The organism is Parabacteroides faecalis, assembly GCF_022809355.1.
GTDB classification, from domain to species: Bacteria; Bacteroidota; Bacteroidia; order Bacteroidales; family Tannerellaceae; genus Parabacteroides; species Parabacteroides faecalis.
On the sequence record NZ_JAKZMM010000034.1, the window covers coordinates 1 to 19,890 of the forward strand.

Below are 19,890 nucleotides of genomic sequence, written 5' to 3' on the forward strand. Positions count from 1 at the left end.
TTTTGCAACACTAAGATAAGTGAAAATTCTGACATGGCAAAATCCTGGGCAACTTTTTGTTGCTCAGGAACTTATAAATAAAGTTAAATTATAGTGTTGCGGAATTAAGGTATTTTATCAATCTTCTCAAGATACATCAAACTGGACTTACCTTCTAACCGGGAATTCAGCAATACGTAAGGTCGTACAACCATACGGAATCAGTTCGATGGTTTCTTCTCCTTCCGTATCGTTTTCCATTTGTGTATAATAAGCGACTGGTCCTGCCGAGCCACGTACCAACGTCCAATTCTTAACCCGCTTGGCTTGAGTCTTGATAGAGATCGGAGCATTCTCCACATTCCACGGATAACCAGTTACCGACGGACGTTTCTCAACGATAAAACTTTGCTGAATCCGTTCAGGAGCAAATGAAGATTCCGATAACGCATAATTCCAAGGTGTATCCGATGTTACTTCATAATACCAGGGACCATAAGTCACCACTTTATCGGCTTCAAATGATTTCTTTTCCCATTTCTCCTGCATCTTCAAAGCATACAACAGCGGACCACGTTCGACTACAGCTCCACCGTCATACCAACGACTGACAGCTACATCCATCGGTAATTCCAATGTCAGACAATCTCCTTCTTTCCATGTCCGGTTTACCCGAGCAACTTCTCCTGGGAACAAATCTACCTCAATGGCTTTACCATTCAATTTGACTACCGGCCGCTGACACCAGCCAGGCACACGGAAATGGAAGGGGAAGAAAGCCTTTTTCACTGATTTATCGGTAAATGATACCCGGAACTGAATAGCCTCATCAAACGGATAGGCAGTCTCTTCCTGAATCTTCACTCCTACACCTTCAGCTACTTTTGCCATAACTTCCGACGGACCATAAACTAAAGCAGCGATACCATTATCAGCTGTTGCATACCATAAATTCTGTACAAACTTGGGCCAACCCTGATGTAAATTGGAGGTACAGCAAGGATAACCCGTCAATACACCAAAAAGAATATCCGTATCTTCATGAGGTGTCGAGAATTCCCGATAATCACGCGTTACATTCACCTGATTAAACTGCTGGTAATACTGACGAGCTGAATAATCATCGGTAATCTGCGTTGGTAATACATTATATGTTATTCGCTCCAAATAATCGGCCCACTCAATATCACCCGTTATTTCCAGCATCTCTTCCAACGAAAACATCATCTCGACAGCCGTACACAACTCCGAACCGGCAGTTGGCTTACCAAAACGAAGTAACTCATCGCCGCCCCACAAACCGGTTGGCAATCCGATCGTATTACGGATCTGCTTCACTGCCTGCTTTACCGCCATAATCTGCTGCGGATCCTTATTCTGCTGATAATATACAACCGGCTCTTTAAAACCCTGTCCCAAATTCACACAGTGTAAACTCAGCTGACGGCTCAAATGATCCTGATGCAGAAAAACATCCGTCCAGTTGAAGGTCTGCTTATGAATTAACTCACCCAGTTCCAACAGAAACTTATCACCCGTGATGTTATATAACCAATATACCACCATCAGATTGTCTCCTCCGCGTTGTTCTCCCCAAAAGGTCCAATGTCCCAACGGACTTTCCGGTAAAGTCTTCAGCTGATACTTGAAGTAATTGGTCAGCAACTGAATCACCCGTTCATCACCAGTAGCCGAATAATACTGCTGCATGATTTTCAGCATCACCATTTTAGGCCACCAATCGTAAGCATTATCCCGCTGCAAACCGGGTTCATACGGACGATCAGTATCCGGACCAAAATATCCGTTTTCCTTTTGTGAAGCCAACGACCATTCAATCCACGGCTGCACTCTCTTCTTCAATTCCTCATCATCCAGTATATAAGCCAAAGGTAACAAACCGTCAATCCAGTACGGTCCTCGTTCCCAGACATCACCATCCCCACCAAGCCAGCCATTACGTTGGCCCATCACTTGTTCATAAACTTGATCAAGATGTCCCGTCATCCCTTTCTTCATCCGAAGCAACTGATCTTCCATCCAGCCTTTTGCCCGGATTGTTCCCAAAGGCAACTCAATATATTCTTTCTGCAGCAAAGGCTGACGATTGTTCTGGTAGTTTCCGGAGAAACCAGCTTCTTCGGCCCGCACAGAGGAACAGGCAAACACAGCCAGCGAAGCTGCCCATAAAGCTATTCTTCTTTTCATGGTTAAATCTATTTATACTATTCCTGATAATCAATCCACACTTTCATCTGTCCTGCCTCCCGGTTATCCCATGCATAATATGGGATGAAGGTCATTTGTTGTTTTCCAGACTGAGCTTTAATCAGTTTAACACCGCCCAACAGTTCCGGAGCATCTACTACTTCGAAAGTGGTCCCGGCTTCTAATTGTAACTGATCAAAACCCTTCGGATTATCCACTTCTTCCAAACAATATACCAATGGCCCACGCTGAATAGCTCGCTTACCAACATCCTGCTTTACACGCGGATCAGCAGCTACCTTTTCTACCGGCATTTCCATTTCCAAAGAAATCACATCGCCCGGTTTCCAATCCTTAATCACCGCATAGCCTTTATCTACCGAAACCTTTACAACCTGACCTTTTACAGACAATTGATAATCTTTACACCAGCCCGGAATACGGATACGCAATTCTTTATCCAAAGCCTGTGCTGCTGATACCTTCAGTTCCACTTTTCCATCCCACGGATAGTTAGTCTTCTGTTGGATCGTCACTTCCAGATTACCCACTTTCACCTTCGTTGTATTACCAATAAACAGATTTACCCATAAAGCTTCATTGGAAACTCCATAGATATAATTCCCGATAGAAGGCAAGAAGCGAGAAATTTGACTCGGACAGCAAGCACATCCATACCAAGCCTGCCGATGATGATCACCTTTCGATTCCAACGGATTTACATAGAAGAAACGGTCTCCAGTCAATGAAACACCAGCTAAAGCACCATTGTACATCGAACGCTCCAGTACATCCACATACTCGGCATCTCCCGTAAACTGATTCATACGCTGATTCCAATATACCATACCGACAGAAGCACACGTTTCACAATAAGCTTCCAGATTCGGTAAATCGTAATCTTCTGTAAAACCTTCATTATGGCCAGAAGAGCCAATACCACCTGTGATGTACATATTTCGTAATACTACATCATCCCACAATCGGTTCATAGCTTCTACATAACCTGTATCCTGCTTTAAAGCCGCCACATCCGCCATACCACAATATAGATACATACAACGGACAGCATGCCCGGAGATACTTTCCAAATCCCGTACCGGCACTACATCCTGATAATATTCCGGATTCCAGTCTCCCTCATCACCTTTACTGCCATAACCATGACCTCGTTCTTCCAGCAACCAGTTGGCAAAATCCAAATACTTCGTTTCTCCTGTTGCCTGATATAACTTCACCAAAGCTAGTTCGATTTCTTCATGTCCCGGTACCCAATGCCGTTTTCCCGGACCAAAAACACTCAGCATATGATCAGCCATCCGGATACTTACATCCAATAACGTCCGTTTTCCCGTAGCCTGATAATAAGCGACTGCTGCTTCCATCATATGACCAGCACAATACATCTCATGCTTATCCATATTTGTCCAACGCTTATCCAAGCCAGTCAACGTATAATACGTATTGATATATCCATCCGGTTGCTGGGCAGCGGCCATTTTGTCAATCCATTCATCCGCCTTCTTCTCCAACTCCGGATTCGGATTGTTGATCAAACTATATGCAATACCTTCCAAAGCCTTATACACATCCGAGTCATCGAAGAAAATACCCGAATGTTCTCCTTCTCCTTTCGCTGCATTCTCAAAATTACGGATACGACCCGTCTGATTCTCAATCTGATCGATACAAACCGGTAACGTAGCCGTTGTATGTTTACTCAGTCGAGGAGACCAAAAACCATCCTCTATTTTCACATGCGAAAAGTCCACTTGACTAATTCTCTTTAATGGTGCTTCTTCTTTCTGCGCTTCTTTCGTGCCTGTACAACCCACCAAAGCCAAACAAGCCGCTGATACAATAATTAGATTTTTCATGATGTCTGATTTAAGTAATTATTATTGTACAAAGATAGGAGGATTTTAGGATTTTAATCTAACAACACTTTTATAAACATCTAATATCCTTTAGGATGAAATTGACCATTTTCATAGATCATAGGTATAAGTCCGGGTTGGCAAGTTTGCTGAAATTCAGATGCCTGATTCCCTCTAGGATTCCAAAAACAAGTTGCCCACCAATTGCCATCTTTGTCTTGGAAAAAATTATTATGCCCACCTCCTGTTATCGCACAATATCTATTACCATAAGGTCCGTAGATATTATCAGAAGTCGCAATCACACAATCATAACTATAGCGTGTATTTTGAGATGTTATCCCTTCTTTTTCAACATAAGTATCACCTTCTGATGTCCGATGAGACCAAATAGCCTGAACTAAATGATATTTACCAGCAAATTTAAAGATAAATGCACCTTCTATATATGGCTCAGCATAGTATTCAGTTTCTTTTATTTTCATCAGTTCTTCAGCCAAATCACTCATGTCTGGTTTCATCTTTGCTATATAATGATTATGTCCTACAAAATAAACTGTTCCATCAGAATCCTCAAATAGACTTCCATCAATATCAGAAAATATCGGTTTATATTTATTCCCTTCAATATTTTCATATGGTCCTTCTGGTTTACCTGTTTTACTTCTTAATATAAAAGAGCCTTTTCCTTTAGCAGAATTATTCATGCAAGCAACAATAAACCAATTCTTAAGACTTTTAATATAATGAAGCTCAGGAGCCCAAACAGCTCTAAACTTGTTATCTAATGTATCTCCATTAATAGATTTATTTTCATAAATCTCATCTGTCTCATATACTTTAGGCTTTCCTTGCCATGTTGCATCTTCATCTAAAGACCAAATTAATCCTAGATTTTCCCATATTTTTAAATCTGCTGAACGCCAAAGATACAATCCATCATTCCAATCCCAACAATGAATTTTCCCTTTAAATATCCTTTCAGGGGGAGCTGTTGTTCCTGTTATATAATAGAATCCATCAGGGCCTAATATTGCCCAAGTATCTCGAATCCAATAGTTAAATACAGGCTTCAAAGATTCCGGTAATTGAGTTTTTACACTTCGGGTATTTACTTTCCCATATTCTCCATACATAAACTTCTGAGAATATGACACATTTATAAACAAGTTTAGCAACAAATAGAAAAGAAAAAATTTATTCATAATTATCTCAAAACGAATATCATCCTCATAAAAACTAATAGCATAAGATCCGTTTTAGTAAAAACTTATAATCTAAAACGGATCTGTAAAGAAGAATCAAATAGAACTACTACTTGGCTGGTCTAGGAACAACTTTACATTGTTTTTCCCATTCTAAATATCGCTTCACCATAGCCTTCACTCTATTAGGATATTTACTAGCTAAATTAAACATTTCAGATCTATCTGTATTTAAATCATATAATTCCCAAGCCTGAGTTTTCGAATCACTAGGTTGAACAATTTTCCAGCCTTCTGCATCAATCAAAGCCTTCTCATTAAAATGTTCAAAACACAAATCTCTTTCTACTGATTGTTCTTCTCCTTCAAATATAGGAAGCATACTTACTCCCATATAAGGCTGAATATCATATCCATTATATTTATCAGGATAACTTGCATTCGTAATATCCAAACAAGTTGCCATAATATCTATAACATGGCAATATGCGGTATTTATACTCCCTTTTTTTTGTTTTATACCTTTTGGCCAGTGTGCAATCATTGGAGTACAAATTCCTCCTTCATAAGATTTCGCTTTCCAAAAACGAAATGGAGTATTAGCAACGTTTGCCCATTTAGGGCCAACAGAAGCATAAGATATTTCTGGACCTGGTAGTATTTCTTTCTTCTTAGGATAAATAATTTTACGACCATCTCTAGTTTCAGCAGGTCTATCATTTTCTCCCTCAGAGTATAACTGGCAAATTTCATTACTACAACCATTGTCTGACATAAAAAGAATCAATGTATTGTCTATTTGACCATTTTTTTCCAATGCTTTTAATAGCAACCCAATACTCTGATCCATACGATCAACCATAGCCGCATGTACAGCCATAGCTCGAGCATCCCATTCTTTATCAGGATTATCTTCCCAAGAATCCTCAAATTGACGAGGAGACAAGAAATTATCAATATCACCAAAAAGTTTCATTCTCTTTTGACGATTATAACGCTCCTCTCTAATTTTTTCCCAACCACATTTATAAGTATCTTTATACTTTTCTATATCCTGAGGTAAAGCATGCAATGGCCAATGAGGGGAATGAAAAGCTAAATACATAAAAAAAGGCTTATCCGATTGTGCATATTTATTCACAAATGAAACAGCTGTATCCCCCAATGCTATTGTACTATAATAATCCTTAGGCACAGTATCTACAGGTTGATCTCCATAAATTAAACTGAACGGATCAAAATAGTCAACTACTCCATAAATTGTTCCATAACAATCCTGAAAGCCTCTATTAATAGGATAATTATTTTTGGGAGCGAACTCTTCATGTTTCACTTGATGAGCTAACCATTGCCTTTGATCTGGTCGCAATGGTGTCTCAGCGACATGCCACTTACCAACCCAAGCTGTATTATAGCCAGCAGATTTTAAAACCTCAGCTATCGTCACACCATTATGAGTCATGGTCCCTCTATAACCTGGAAGGCCATCATCAAATGTCATACGTCCAATACCAGCTTGATGCTGATAAAGTCCAGTTAATAATGAAGCTCTAGTTGGACAACTTCTACTTGTATTATAGAAATGTGTAAACCTTATTCCATCCTCAGCCAAACGATTTAAGTTTGGGGTTTCTATTTCACCTCCATAACAACCTATATCTGAATATCCTAAATCATCTGCCAATATTAAAATAATATTAGGACGAGGATCTTTTACAGCAAGCAATTCATTTGAAAACAGAGCAGTCAATAAGTTTAACGAAGTCAAGCTCAACAAAGATTTATACATAAGTCCATGTATTGGTTTTGTATTTTCTAAAAATTAAAGATAGTCCATCATCATATTCGAATATGGACTATCTTTATGAATATTATTTAACAACAATATCAAATTGATCACATGCCCCAGTTCTATGAGCAAGGTGTTTTGTCGATGGAGAAATCCCGAATAAAGGAGAATAAGTTCTTACTTTAATAGTTTTCCCATCCGGTAAGAATTCCAATATACGTAACCAACCATCACCTCCATTACCTTCCCAACCTCCACCAAGAATTTGAATATTGAACATCATCTGATGAACATCTTTTCCTGAGGAATTTTTATCTACTCGATATGCAACTGAATCTTCAAAATCCCCAGGCTTTCCTGTATGACCACAAATGACCATAAATATATTCTCTGAAGGTTTTATCAGTTTCTGCCAAATAGCTTCTCCCCAATTTCGTGGAGTAATAGCATAAGTCTCCTCTTGTATTCTTTCTGCAGTTCGTTCTTTTAAGAAAGAATGAGTCATAAATATTACTTTATGATCCTTATAAGAAGATTGAGATATTAAATTTTTAGCCCAATTTAACACTTCATCACGAGGAGCAAATTCGGTTGTTAAAACCAATAATTTTCCCCAATTCGGATCAGCAAACTCAAACGCAGCATTCTCCAAAGATGCTAAACCATTTCGATTGGGATATGCACTGACGCAAATATCCCGCCAAGCTGAATTTCTTTCAAACGGGAAATATTCAGGGAAATGAGTCATTCCATTCTCTGATCGCTGATAGCCATATTCATGATTTCCTGCTGAAATAATATAAGGAACTTTATTATCCAAACGTTTAAAAGCATTAGAGGCAGCTTCCCACATTTCCCTACTTGTTTGATTCAGCATTTTACGATTACGAACAATATTTTCATTTTGCTCAACAATATCACCCGTACATAAAACTGTTTTTATGTTTAACTGATCAATGTTATCTGCAATCCAAGCTGTACAAAGATCAAATAATGGCTGATTAATATCATATTTCGTGTATCCTTGCGGATCACCTAACAAGATCATCGAAAACGAGTTCTGATCTGTTAAATGCTGCTGATCTGCACGATCTTGAGCAAAAGAATTCAAAGAAACACAAAATAAGCAGCTAATAAAAAACAATAAACACTTCATAATATTATATATTTAATTAATCTTGCCAACCTGCATTTTGGGTTAAATTTGGATTCATTTCTCTTTCTTTTGCAGGAATTGGCCATACTTTGATATGCTCACCAACACTAAGATGCTTATATGTAGTTTCACCCCATATTTGCATTAATCCATTTGAATTCAAAGCACCAACTTGATTAGAGGAATTATCTTTAAATTTCCGATCATACCACGTACCCCAACGCAACTCATTAAAAAACATTGAATCTTCACCACCTAATTCAACATAAAACTCTTTCCGAATTCGTTGCCGCATATCTTCCTGGCCTTTTACACTTGTTGCAGGATACGTCGGATCATTTAATAAAACATGCCCAGCCCGCTTTCTTATCATATTCACATAGATAATAGCTTCATCCGTTCTACCCAACTCATTTAAGCATTCTGCTCTACGAAGAAGTATTTCTGCATAACGACACAAAATAATATCTTCTGAATAAACCCAACGTGTAGTACATTCATCATTTTCTGTAACATATTTTCTCCACAAATAATAAAACTTTGAATTTGTATCTGTACGAATATCATATGGCTCACCTGCATCCAAAATATAAGGCCAACGAAGTGTCCACGTATGATTGCCAATGCCAGATTGATTACCTTCATAGGTCGAGTATGGAGTAATTATTGATTGCATTAAACGCGGGTCTCGATCTTCATATGCTTTACGAATTCTTTCTTCATTTCCCTGATCTAAGTATTTAGTCATATCAGCTCCATACGCTACCATATTATCATATAAAGATTTATAATCTGAAGTTGCATCAGTTGTTCCCCAATGTCCGTTACCCGATTCCAAACCATCACGTAAAAAAAACACAACACGTTCTGTCGGGTTCATTGAATCCCAACCCTGACAATATTTTTCCCAGTTAAAGTCTGAACCATCCGCACATTCAAACATTTCTACAAAAGCAGGATTAGGCAAATAATTGTTCCAAGCAGAACCTCCAGTACAACGGTTCCCATAATTTATACCTCTTGGATTTCCCATATCAGTTGTTTCAACACACTGAATTGAGAATATCATTTCATCGCACTGTTCGTTGGCAGGTTTAAACAACTGGAAAAAATCATCATTCCCTTTTTCACCATCACTTGGGCTATAAAGCGAATAACCCATAGGTTCTATTGCTTCAAAATCAGCAAGAGCTTTTGTATAATCTTCCAAAAACTGATATACCTGTCCTCTTAATGCATATGCAGCCCCTTTTGTGATACGCCCATAATCACTATTTCCTTTCGCATATTTATTAGGAAGATTAACCTCATTTATACAATCTGTAAGATCTGAAATTATCAAATTCCAAACTTCAGATTCTGAGGAACGAGCTTTAGTCGCTTCTGAATTAGGGACATTTTCTGTATAAATAGGAACACCTTTCCATAAAACATTCAAATAGAAATAAGCCCAAGCACGTAAAAACTTACATTCTGCCTTCAATTTAGCTTTCTCTTCATCATCCATTTCAGGTACATTATCTATATTATTTATAACATCATTTGCACGATATATAATCGTATAGTAAAATTTATAATGAGTAGAAACGGCTGATGTTGAGGGTGTACAAGAACCAGAAATAACAAAACAACTATTCTTCCAATTCATATCAATATCCATAACGGAAGAAAATGCATCATAGGGAATCCCTAATGTCTGTCCTGTACAATTTTTTGAAAACTTTTCATACAATTCATTATATACACCCATTACTGCAGCACGAGCTAATATTGGACTTTCCCATACATTTGCACTTGAAATACTACTACTAGGAGTTGTATCAAGAAGATCAACATCGCAACTTGAATATCCTAAAACAAATGTCATTCCTACCAAAATAGCGGCTATATTTCTAATAATTCTTTTCATATCCTATAAATTTAAAATGTAACATTTATACCAAATGCATATTGACGCATTGTAGAATAACCTACCGTTGTACGCATTTCTGGATCTTGACCTGAGAAGCCTGAGATTGCAAACAAATTTTCTCCAGAAGCATACACCCGCAACCGTTCCACAAAAAACTTTTTAGATAACTCTTTTGGCAAAGTATAACCAAATGTTAGATTACGAAGTTTTATAAAATTACCTTTTTCCAAATGCAAAGAAGAACTTGCCGAACTCTGAGCTCCCGAAACATTAACCAAACGAGGTTGTTTCGAATCTTGATTGGTACGAGGATCGAATGGATTTTCTGGATCATAGAAATAATGGTCATTTGCGACATCTTCTGGAATTGCATAACCATAAACTGTCTCACTAGAGTTTCTAGATGTAGAATAGTAATAAATACTAAATCCAGCCGCACCTCCCCAAGTCATTGAAATATCAAAATCTTTCCAATTAGCATTTGCATAAAGTCCAAAGTTATATTTCGGAGTTGCTGAGGTTCCCTGGAACTCCGAATCATATGAGTTTCCATATATTCCATCTCCATTTGCATCTGCATAAATATATTCTCCATACCAAAGTCCATTCCTTGCTATTGTATTGTAAGGTTGAAATGAATAACCTGCATCCACCATTGCTTGAAGCCATCTCATATCATTATCTGTACGAATCATACCATCTTTCGGTCCTCCATTTACATTAACAGAACCATCTTCATTAAAATAAGTTCCATTACCTTTATACACATTTGGAAGATAAAACTCATTTATCTCATGACCTTCTATTACCCGTGTCGTACTACCAGTAGAAACATCTCCTATATTAGTAGAATATTCCGAATGATCTACATTCCATCCACGTTCTAACTTTCCTTTATATTTACTAACAAAATTCTTATTAAAAGAAAATTGACCTCGAATACTATAACTGAAATCTTTTCCAATATTATCAGACCATCCTAATTCAAATTCAATGCCTCGGTTCGTTACTTCTGCTATATTCTCTTTTGGTCCTGTAGCATTACCCATTACCATATACATATCCGGCGTATAAAGAATTCCAGAAGTAAGTTTGTTATATATATCAAAACCTCCAGATAGTTTATTACCAAAGAAACCATAGTCAACACCAACATTAGTCACAGATGTTTCTTCCCAAGTTAAAGCGGCATTAGCAATTGAAGTAATTGCTATACCACTTGTTATTGCCTGTCCCGTTGAATAGTTTGCAGAAGAATAAACTGATTGCCAATCATAATTACCTATAGAATTATTACCTAACTTACCCCAAGAAGCACGCAGTTTTAAATTACTCAACCAATCAACAGAATTCAACCATGCTTCTTCAGACATTCGCCAGCCCGCAGAAAAAGAAGGGAATGCTCCCCAACGATAATCAGGAGCAAACCTAGATGAACCATCATAACGTAAATTAAACTCAAACAAATATTTACCTTTATAAGCATAATTCATACGACCAAAAACTGAACGAGCTGCATATTCTGTTCCATATCCAGATGTAGAATATGGTGTGGTAGCTGCATCTAAATCGCTAACACTCGCATCCGTTAGTCCTAATTTACTTACATCTGTCACACGATATTTATACGTCTGTTCTTCGTATCCGATCATTGCAGACACATCATGTCCTCCAAAGGATTGATTGTAATTAAGCAAATGATTCAATTTAGTCGTATTCTCTCTTGTATAGTACATATACGTATAAAGAGTAGATGGATCTGCAGCACCTGTCGAGTAAGCACCTTTCAAAAAGCTGTATTTCCCTATAGAAGTATCCACAGTTTTCTTTTCTCGGCGAAGATCTTTATAATAGAAATCAAAATTATAGGTAAAATGTTTTAAGAATTTCACTTGAGCATACCAATCCGTGTACAATTGCGTATATTTATCATGTCCATCTGAAACGGCCATATCCCAAAGCGGATTATGAGATTGAGGATCATCCTCTGGACCTTCCGGTGCACCATACTTTCCATCATAATAAGGATAAATACAAGGTGTCATCTTCATTGTATTTATCGAATTGAAAAAGCCACTACCAGAGCTACTAACATCCCGGTCTGTGACATTTCCCCAAGTACGAGTTCCAACACGCAGCCAATCCGTTATGTCAGAATACAAATTTACACGTCCCATATATCGTTGATAACCTGTTTTTTTAACAACACCTGGATTATCAATATAAGAGAAACTCATCGAATAACCGGTTTTCTTTTCTTTTCCATTCAATGAAATAGAATGTTTCTGCATCCATTGCTTCGTATAAATTTCATCCCACCAATCCGTGTTAGGATACGCTACATAATTCGGATATCCTGAAGCTGAAGTTCCATTTGGATCTGCATTTGCAGCTTCCCAAAGGTCAATTGAATTTTGAGAGAATATATCTGAATTTCCAAGATTATTTGCTGATTCATTCATTAATTTCATATACGAAACATAATCGGAAATTGTATGGATAATTTTAAATGGCTCATTATATGAAACCGTACCATCATAACTGATACTAATTTTACCATCAGAACCACTCTTCGTTGTTATAAGAATTACGCCATTTGCTCCTCTATTTCCATAAATCGCACAAGAAGCGGCATCCTTCAAAATGGAAACACTCGCAATATCTGATGGATTAACCATACTAATACTTTGCTCCATTCCATCTACTAGGACCAATGGACTTGAACTGTTCAACGTCCCGACTCCACGTATGTTATATGAAAAACTCTCCGCATTCGGCTCTCCTGAACTCTGCATAATCTGGAGACCAGGAGAAGCGCCATTCAACATCTGAGAGACATCGGTTACTGGTCTTGAGGTTAATTTATCATCAAAACTTACTGTTGAAACAGAACCAGTCAAATTCACTTTCTTTTGTGTACTATACCCTACAACCACCAATTCATCCAAAGCCTCAGAATCTTCTCTTAAAGTTATAGATAGTTTTTTCTGATTCCCTACTGAGATCTCTTGATTGGTATATCCAACATAAGTGACAACTAAAGTAGCACCTTTCGGTACATCCAACGAGAACTTACCATCCATATCAGTAATGGTTCCGTTGGTAGTTCCTTTTATCATAATATTAGCTCCAATGACAGGCATGCCAGTAGGGTCTAATACGGTTCCTGTAATTTTGTTATCCTGCTGAACAGCATCCGGTACAACAGCCAAGTTTTGCTCTTTCCGCATCAACATGATATTTTCTCCTTCGATGGCATAGATGATATCTGTACCTTCAAAGATGGTTGATAGAACTTCGGCAGTTGTTTTGTTGACTGCATTGACACTCGTTTTTCTCTTCAGATCTACTTCTTTCTTGTTATAGACAAACAGATAATCGGTCTGCTTCTCTATTTCTGAAAGAATTTTTCCGGTAGACACATTATCAGCTTGAATATTTACACGCATGGTTTGTGCATTACCCGTCGCGAAGACGCCCATAGAGGCGGTAAGTAACAAAGCACAGGTTAATTTCATGGCTCGATTTGTTTTTATAGGTGTTTTTATTTTAGGCAATAACAGCCTGGTACAAATATTTTTCATACATTTGTAGTGTTAAAAGTGAGTACTAAATTGATTTAAGGGAAAGTCAATTATTCACTGACTTACAGATTCGGGAGATGTTGCAGCATCTTCCGAATTTTTTGTTTCTTTTTTTATTTTACCATAGGCCTTCGATTTAACACGTTGTTTATTTTATTATTATCAAATTTTGTTCCTCCTCTTCTATATAGGTGAATTTATGCTTTAGCTGTAATACTTTCAATACGTGTTCTACACCATCCCGAATACGGAATTTACCGGAATAATGGTATTTCATCAGCGAAGGTCTTTGAACTACAATATTAACATCGTAATATAACTCCAGCTTCTCTATCAGACTACCAATGGACTCGTCATCTAAACAGAGCAATCCTTCTTTCCAACGAAAATAGTTTTTATTCTGAATGGTTGAACGTACTAACTGACCTCCGTCACTGACCACTTGTTCATCCGGTTTTAAACGAATCGTCTGCGATTTATTCGCATTTGAAACCTCAACGCTTCCTTTCAACAAAGAGGTTTCGAACTGTTCTTTATCTTTGTATGCCTTTACATTAAATTCGGTACCTAATACTTTCACATCATATTTGGAGGTATGAACTGTAAAAGGAACTTCTTCCTGATGGGTCACCTCAAAATATCCTTCTCCATCCAATTCTACTTTCCGGGCGTCTTTTTGAAAGCGATCCGGGAATTTTAACTTCGAACGAGAATTTAACCAGACTTTAGTACCATCGGCCAATAATAGTTCAGCCCGTTGTCCGGCCGGAACAATTACGGTTTGCATATTTACCGGATCATCTTTTCCGTCAAAGAAAGCTTTTGTTCCTAAAAAGGTAATCAGGATAACGGCTGCCACCTTCAAGAATTCAATCCAAACCGGCTTGAATGTCCGTGTTTGTTTTTCCTCTTGCCGGGTTTCTTCAATCGGACTCCACAAAGAAATATCATAAAGCTTCCGTAAAGAACGATACTGATGCATGTGTTCCGGATCTTCGTCCAACCAACGCACCACCTTTTCTCTTTCTTCCGGTGTTGTTTCTCCCTTTATGTATTTCATCAACAATTCATCCATATTCTTACCGAATTTTCTATTATAACGATTCACGAAAAGATATCCCTAAACAAAAATAGATTTTTTTGAGAAAAAAATTGGATGAGACGACAGGTTTCCCTTTTCCTCTAACTGGATACTACTATTTCTAAAAAATAAAATAGGGTTCACACACCTGTCTATTCCATTGTTAATAAGCGATTTCCTGTGAAGGGTGTGAAATCTGATCAATTCTGATACCAATAGAACCAGATAAGCCACAGCGGTAAATAATCTTTCAAGGCGATACGCAAGGCTTTCAAAGCTTGAGAGATATGATATTCAACAGTTTTAGGACTAAGATTCACTATCTCTGCAATCTCTTTGAATGTTTTATTCTCATATCGGCTTAAAAAAAAGATTTCTTGTGTTTTTTCAGGCAAAGTATTCATGGTCTCTTGAACAATCCGCTGAATTTCTTCCGAAAACAGTTCGTTCGGATCGCAAGCCTCTAATGCGGAAATTTGTATTTCCAGATTCCGTACGGCCATTTCTGCCATATCTTCAAGAGCTACTAACCGATGTGCATCTCTCCTTAAATGATCGATCGCTCTGTTTTTCAGTATGGTGACCAGCATCGCTTCGGAAACATTTTCTTCCGACTCCTTGCAGATTTGCCAATATTTGAACAAAGATTCGGCTGCAATATCTTCTGCTACCAAATCATCATGTACATACGATTTGGCAAACAGAAACGAACGCTTGTAATTCCGCTCATATACCTTTGCAAAGTCTTTGTCTTTCATTTTATATTATTTCCAAGGCAAATGTAAAGAAAATTACACAAAGGCTTCATTCTTTTCAAATATTTTCCGATTACTGTTCCGAGTGCATCTCTATATATTCCTACGGACTCCTAGGTGAAAAATAACGAGAATTTATATTTTTGACAGATGTCGTAAAGCTTTTCCATATATGTGATAAAGCTTTACCACAATAGTAGTAAAGCTTTTTGACAGATGTCAAACAATTACTTTGTCGTATGATTTCGGTCAATTCTTCCCGACTATCTGTCTATAAAATAAGACTGAATAAATAAAATTATTTATCTTTGCCATAACAGGAATCAATCTAAAACGGATATGGAAAAGATACGAATCGTTATATGCCTGATTATTCTTTTATGGAATACCCCTGGTTTTTGTTCAGCCCAAGGCAGTACCCAGCTTAAAGTCGGCGCTGAGCGAATCGAAGTGGTAACACGGCTCCTGAAAGATAAGCGAGTCGGACTGGTGGTTAATCAGACTTCTTGTCTGGGTGAACAGCAACAACATTTACTGGATGTCTTGCTCGAACGCGGAATCGATGTCAGATGTGTGTTCGCTCCCGAGCATGGTTTCAGAGGAACGGCTGATGCCGGAGAGAAGGTAAAGGACAGTAAAGACATCAAAACCGGTATTCCTATCGCTTCAATTTACGGAAAGCATAAAAGTCCGACAGCTTCGCAACTGAAAGATATAGATGTCGTCGTCTTTGATATACAAGATGTAGGAACCCGCTTCTATACGTATATCAGTACGATGCATTATGTGATGGAATCATGCGCTGAAAACAAGAAACAGTTTATCGTGTTAGATCGTCCGAATCCGAATGACTTTGTGGATGGACCGATCCGGCAAGATAAATTCAAATCATTCGTCGGAGTTGATCCGATTCCTTTATTGCACGGCCTGACAGTTGGCGAATTGGCTTGGATGATCAACGAAGAAGGTTGGTTGAAGACCGGAAAGAAATCCTGTAACCTGCATATCGTCAAGGTCGAGAACTGGAAACATGGAGATCCGTACTGGTTACCGATCAAACCTTCGCCCAACTTACCCAACGATCAGGCGATCCGGCTTTATCCGTCACTCTGTTTCTTCGAAGCAACACCATTCAGTATCGGGCGCGGTACCTATCATCCTTTTCAAATGATCGGTTATCCGGATGAGAAATATGGAGACTATACGTTCACACCTGTTTCACTGCCGGGCTTTGATACCAACCCGTTGCAGAAAGACAAGCTATGTTATGGAATCAACCTACAGGAATATCCTTTTGAAGGAGGTTTGACACTGCGTTTCGTCTTGGATTTTTACCAGAAGACAGGAAAGAATACCGACTTTTTCTTCTCACGGGCCAAGTGGTTTGACCTGTTGGCAGGAACCGATAAACTCCGTCAGCAAATCATCGACGGACTTACAGAAGAAGAGATAAAGGCTTCTTGGCAGGAGGAATTGAAGGCTTATAAAGAAATGCGTAAAAAGTATTTACTTTATCCGGATTATAACGAGTAAACTAGGAAACGAGAAAACAAGTTGACGAAGAAACAAGCCTTGTCAACTTGTTCCCTCGTCAACTTGTCAACTTAATTTATTTCTTCAACAGAAACACAACATTACCTTCGCCATCCACCAACTGAGCTTCATTGGCATTTGCACCGGCTTTAACACCTTTTACTGATTCAAAAGACCGCAGAATCTTTGTCTCTGTATCCATATCCGGGCAGGCCATCATCGTAGTCATTCCCTGAGCGATGGAAAGAGCCGAAGCATCTTTTTCATCCACCGTTACAGCGGTGTTGAAGATATTACATCCTGCATTACCATGCAATTTGTTTTCCTTCATGTCAAACTCCATGAAAGGTGTATTCTCTGCTGTTACCTTTTCACCTTTTACTTCTACAATATTCCACTTTCCTTCCAATTGCTGAGCCGTCATTTTGGCATTTGAACATGCAACCAATGATCCGATAAAAGCCGGAATCATCAAAGCAAACATAAAAAACTTTTTCATATTCTCTCTTCTATTTGTATTATCAAATTTCATTTACCTATATAGACGGAAAAAGCGGGTCAGATGTTCACCCGCTTCCTTATATTTAACTCTAATTAATATTTAATAGAGTCACATTTCAAGAGGTAGCACAATGATGATCCAGCTCATGGATAATCGCTTTATTAATAAAATCGTTGATGGTCGTACCTGTACTATTAGCCAAACTGGCAACTCGCGCATGTAATTCAGAAGGCATACGGAGATTAAGACGCCCACTAAATGGTTTCCTGGGTTCTACTCCTTCAGCAATACACCCGGCAATATAATCATCTATACCTGCCTCAAAGTCACTACGCAATTCATCTAACGTTTGTCCTTCATAAAGGATTACATCTTGAGACATGCCTATCACTTTTCCAAAAAGGCAATTATCCTCTTTACTATATTCTACAGTACCTTTATATCCTTTATATTCCAAATAATCCATAACTGCTATTTTAATAATCCCCGATCTAATAAATGCTGATAAATCGCCTTCATCATCCAATGCTTCATAATACTTCCTGGATGAGGGCGATGTATATCTATAAATTGGCCTGTTTCTTCATTCTTAAAGCGAATGCGAGAACCAGATGTTGCTCCTTTATTATGTTTCTCATACCCAAAGATACGAAGCAATGCTAAAGTTTCTTCAAATGTAAAATCTTTAGGCAACTTCTTGAATCGTTCAACCAGTTTTTCTTTTGATCCCATCCAATTCGTATTTTCACAAAGATACTAAAATTAGTACCAAACACAATCATTTCCTCTTAAAATTCCTTTTAGAAAATCTGGTTATCGAATCAAGTTCCGTTGTTTCCATTTCTGTGTACGCCAACGAAGAGCCAGGACAACTCCGCGGGAACTTTCATCCAAAGCCAAGCCGACCCAGATACCAGCAAGGCCCAAGCCTAAGGCAATACCCATAAAATAGCCGAAAGAAACAGCAAAAACCCACATGCAGACAATTTCGATCAGGACCGGAACAACGACATCGCCTACTGAACGAAGGCAGAAAAGGAACATCAATACCGTAGCCCGCCCGTGTTCCAGGAATACATCGATCAACAATGCGCTCATGGCTATCTTGATAATCGATTCATTCTCGGTAAAACATCCCAATAGAAAACGACCACACAAATAAACACCCATACTGGCTACAAAGGTGATCATCAACGAACGTTTCCAAGCATACCAACTTAGGATGTATGCTGCCTGTTTCTTGCCGGCTCCCACCAGATTACCGGTACAAACGGAAGTCGCACTGGCCATGGCCAAAGAGAATATATAACCGATAATCACAATATTCATGATATAAACCCGGGCAGTCAATACTTCATTCCCTAACATATTGATAAAATAGACCACACAAACCTGAGCTGCATCGTATGAAATCTGCTCGGCAGCCGAAGGCATTCCTACTTTCAGGACATCCCGGAGCTTATCAAAAGGAAACGGCCGGAAATAGGCCAAAGGCATCCGATGAATCAAACGCTTAAATAAGACAAAGAAAAGAAAGAGCATGCCTAAGCCTCTGCAAACAGAGGTTGAAATGGCCGCTCCCTGTATTCCCATTTCCGGAAATCCGAAATGCCCGTAAATCAATGAATAGTTACCTATGATATTGAAGATATTAATCAAGCATGTTACTTGCATGGCATAATTCGGCTTGTTGGCCGCACGTAACACAGCTGAAACAGTAAAGCTGATAGCCTGAAAGAAACCGAAACCACCGACAATCTGCATATAGGTTACTGCCATAGGCATCAGATTCGGACGAATATCCATCCAGACCAGCATCTGTTTTCCACCGAAAGTAAGCAGGGCACTAATAATTATACCGATAATAGCGTTGAAAAGCAAAGACACACCAACCACCTGTGTAAAACTCTTGGTGTCTTTTGCGCCAAAATATAAGGCACACATGACCGATGTTCCGACTGCCGTTACATTAAACAACAGGAAAACCATATTCAACAGCTGATTGACAACCCCGGCGGCTGCCACCGCATTATCTGAATAATGGCTCAACATCAACGTATCGACTACGCCCAACGTCAGAATCAATAAGGTTTCAAGGAAAATCGGACCGGTCAGTTTCAGCAACTTGCCTCGTAGTCCGTTCGGATAATGTAAACGTCTTATCTTCATGCCCACAAACAGTTTGTATTTCGAGCTGCAAAGATACAAAGACGTTATCTGCCGACATTCATATCCGCTCTGATTTCCTCTTCTGGAAAATCATTAGTTGATTTCTGTCAAAAGTTTTCCCAAAAGGTTCGAATTATCCC

General features: G+C 38.5%; 14 protein-coding genes. 1 reads left to right on the forward strand and 13 read right to left on the reverse strand.

Annotated features, from left to right (window positions below):
- Nucleotides 1–147: 147 nt before the first annotated feature.
- The 9 genes from MUN53_RS12695 to MUN53_RS12735 form a co-directional block, all read right to left on the reverse strand.
- Nucleotides 148–2,187: a beta-L-arabinofuranosidase domain-containing protein gene (locus tag MUN53_RS12695; RefSeq protein ID WP_243325816.1), complete on the reverse strand. Its 2,040-nt coding sequence runs from the start codon at nucleotides 2,185–2,187 to the stop codon at nucleotides 148–150.
- 17 nt (nucleotides 2,188–2,204) lie between these two features.
- On the reverse strand, nucleotides 2,205–4,064 hold the full coding sequence (locus MUN53_RS12700; protein WP_243325817.1) for a glycoside hydrolase family 127 protein: 1,860 nt from the start codon (nucleotides 4,062–4,064) through the stop codon (nucleotides 2,205–2,207).
- Nucleotides 4,065–4,144: 80 nt separating this feature from the next.
- Entirely contained in the window at nucleotides 4,145–5,200 is a 1,056-nt protein-coding gene (locus MUN53_RS12705) for a family 43 glycosylhydrolase (protein WP_243325818.1), read from the reverse strand.
- A gap of 178 nt (nucleotides 5,201–5,378) precedes the next feature.
- Complete coding sequence (locus MUN53_RS12710; protein WP_243325819.1) at nucleotides 5,379–7,058, reverse strand: arylsulfatase; 1,680 nt, start codon at nucleotides 7,056–7,058, stop codon at nucleotides 5,379–5,381.
- A gap of 82 nt (nucleotides 7,059–7,140) precedes the next feature.
- Entirely contained in the window at nucleotides 7,141–8,214 is a 1,074-nt protein-coding gene (locus MUN53_RS12715) for a metallophosphoesterase (protein ID WP_243325820.1), read from the reverse strand.
- Between the two features lie 16 nt (nucleotides 8,215–8,230).
- The gene (locus MUN53_RS12720) at nucleotides 8,231–10,123 is read right to left on the reverse strand and encodes a RagB/SusD family nutrient uptake outer membrane protein (RefSeq protein WP_243325821.1); all 1,893 of its coding nucleotides are present in this window, start codon (nucleotides 10,121–10,123) and stop codon (nucleotides 8,231–8,233) included.
- Nucleotides 10,124–10,134: 11 nt separating this feature from the next.
- Nucleotides 10,135–13,710, reverse strand: a complete 3,576-nt coding sequence (locus MUN53_RS12725; RefSeq protein ID WP_243325822.1) for a TonB-dependent receptor — start codon at nucleotides 13,708–13,710, stop codon at nucleotides 10,135–10,137.
- A gap of 148 nt (nucleotides 13,711–13,858) precedes the next feature.
- Nucleotides 13,859–14,785: a FecR domain-containing protein gene (locus MUN53_RS12730; protein WP_243325823.1), complete on the reverse strand. Its 927-nt coding sequence runs from the start codon at nucleotides 14,783–14,785 to the stop codon at nucleotides 13,859–13,861.
- A gap of 206 nt (nucleotides 14,786–14,991) precedes the next feature.
- On the reverse strand, nucleotides 14,992–15,549 hold the full coding sequence (locus tag MUN53_RS12735; protein WP_022456913.1) for an RNA polymerase sigma-70 factor: 558 nt from the start codon (nucleotides 15,547–15,549) through the stop codon (nucleotides 14,992–14,994).
- Nucleotides 15,550–15,885: 336 nt separating this feature from the next.
- Between MUN53_RS12735 and MUN53_RS12740 the strand changes: the two genes are divergently transcribed.
- Nucleotides 15,886–17,079, forward strand: a complete 1,194-nt coding sequence (locus tag MUN53_RS12740; protein WP_243325824.1) for an exo-beta-N-acetylmuramidase NamZ family protein — start codon at nucleotides 15,886–15,888, stop codon at nucleotides 17,077–17,079.
- Nucleotides 17,080–17,155: 76 nt separating this feature from the next.
- On the opposite strand, the gene MUN53_RS12745 is transcribed toward MUN53_RS12740, so the two are convergent.
- The 4 genes from MUN53_RS12745 to MUN53_RS12760 all read right to left on the reverse strand — a co-directional run bounded on the left by MUN53_RS12745 (nucleotide 17,156) and on the right by MUN53_RS12760 (nucleotide 19,750).
- On the reverse strand, nucleotides 17,156–17,578 hold the full coding sequence (locus MUN53_RS12745) for an META domain-containing protein (protein ID WP_243325825.1): 423 nt from the start codon (nucleotides 17,576–17,578) through the stop codon (nucleotides 17,156–17,158).
- A gap of 118 nt (nucleotides 17,579–17,696) precedes the next feature.
- Complete coding sequence (locus MUN53_RS12750) at nucleotides 17,697–18,047, reverse strand: type II toxin-antitoxin system HicB family antitoxin (protein WP_243325826.1); 351 nt, start codon at nucleotides 18,045–18,047, stop codon at nucleotides 17,697–17,699.
- A gap of 5 nt (nucleotides 18,048–18,052) precedes the next feature.
- Nucleotides 18,053–18,313, reverse strand: coding sequence for a type II toxin-antitoxin system HicA family toxin (locus tag MUN53_RS12755; RefSeq protein ID WP_022456917.1), 261 nt, complete (start codon nucleotides 18,311–18,313; stop codon nucleotides 18,053–18,055).
- An 81-nt stretch (nucleotides 18,314–18,394) separates the two neighbouring features.
- Nucleotides 18,395–19,750: an MATE family efflux transporter gene (locus tag MUN53_RS12760; RefSeq protein ID WP_022456918.1), complete on the reverse strand. Its 1,356-nt coding sequence runs from the start codon at nucleotides 19,748–19,750 to the stop codon at nucleotides 18,395–18,397.
- Nucleotides 19,751–19,890 lie beyond the last annotated feature (140 nt).